At 35.9% G+C, this 1,470-nt stretch carries 1 protein-coding gene; it reads right to left on the bottom strand.

What is annotated here, in order from left to right; translation table 11 throughout:
* A partial coding sequence (locus tag H527_RS0118680; protein ID WP_027414052.1) for a condensation domain-containing protein occupies positions 1-1,470 on the bottom strand: 1,470 nt, incomplete at both ends.

Below are 1,470 nucleotides of genomic sequence, written 5' to 3'. Positions count from 1 at the left end.
TTGATTGGAACGAATATCTAATGCTTTATAACTTAATTCTTCTCCTTCGAAAATAGCAGCAATAGCATCTGGTGTTCTGGATACCTGATCCTCAAATAAATCTATAACCGTTTTATCTAATGGATAAGATACTTGGGTATCATTAAAAACTTTCAATAATTGAACTTCTTCTTCTATACGCAACATCGATAAACTACCTATCGGTTGGGTAACATCTATTACAATACTACGCAATAGCTCTCGATAATGTTCCAGCATACCTTCGATAGTAGATTTATCAAATAAAGCGGTACAATATCCTATACCTAATGAAATATTAGAATCTCCTTCTAAAACACTTAATGTTACATCAAATTGAGCTGTGGTATCGGAATATTCATATCCCGAAATGGTAATACCCTCTATACCTACGCTCTCTTGACTTCCTGAATTCTCAACCTCATTATGAAAATCAAACATCACCTGAAACAACGGAGTCATACTCGTATCACGAGTAGTAACTACTCGGTCTACTACTTTTTCAAAAGGAGCTAATTGATGGTTATACCCTTCCAAAGTGGTTTCTTTTACTTGTTTTAATAACTCCTTAAAACTTGGGTTGCCACTCAAATCACTGCGAAATGCCAAGGTGTTTACAAAAAAACCAATCATCCCTTCTAGTTCTGATTGCGTACGATTTGCTATAGGCGTACCTACACAAATATCTTCCTGACCACTATAACGGGATAGCATTACTTTAAATGCTGACAATAAGAACATAAATGGCGTAACACCTTCACTTTGATATAAAGATTGTAAAGAGGCACTCAACTCTTGATCTATCTCAAAAGAAACACTGGCTCCTGCACTACTCTGCACCGAAGGGCGGGCATAATCTGTAGGTAGAGATAAGGTACTTACTCCTAATAGCTTTTTTTCCCAATAAGATAACTGAGCTTCTAAAACTTCTCCTTCTAAATAAGTACGTTGCCAAATGGCATAGTCTGAATATTGTAAGCTTAAATCTGGTAGAACAGGAACTCTTCTGGATTGAAAAGCACTATAAAGTTCTACAAACTCGTTCATCAAGATATCCTCTGACCATCCATCACTGGCTATATGATGAAAAACACAAGCTAAAACATATTGATCCTCTCCTAAATCATACAAACAAGCTCTCAATTTATAATCGCTCGATAAATCAAAAGGTTTTCCTAAATAGCTATTTAATCTGGCCTCTAATACTTTTTCGGATATTGATTCGTGAGTCAATATCCAGTCTTCTGCACCTATAACCTCTTGATAACCTACTCCGTCTTTGGATTGAAGATTGGTTCGCAATACCTCGTGTCGAGAAACAATACTTTGTAAAGATTGTTCCAATAATAATGGATCTAACATTCCTGTTAAACGAATCACAATAGGAATATGGTATGCTAAACTGCCTTCTAACTGATCCAAAAACCATAAGCGCTCTTGGCTAAAAGATAA

It is taken from the genome of Aquimarina muelleri DSM 19832 (genome assembly GCF_000430665.1).
Lineage (GTDB): Bacteria > Bacteroidota > Bacteroidia > Flavobacteriales > Flavobacteriaceae > Aquimarina > Aquimarina muelleri.
Note: the sequence above shows the minus strand (reverse complement) of the source record. Positions and strands in the feature narration are given on the sequence as shown.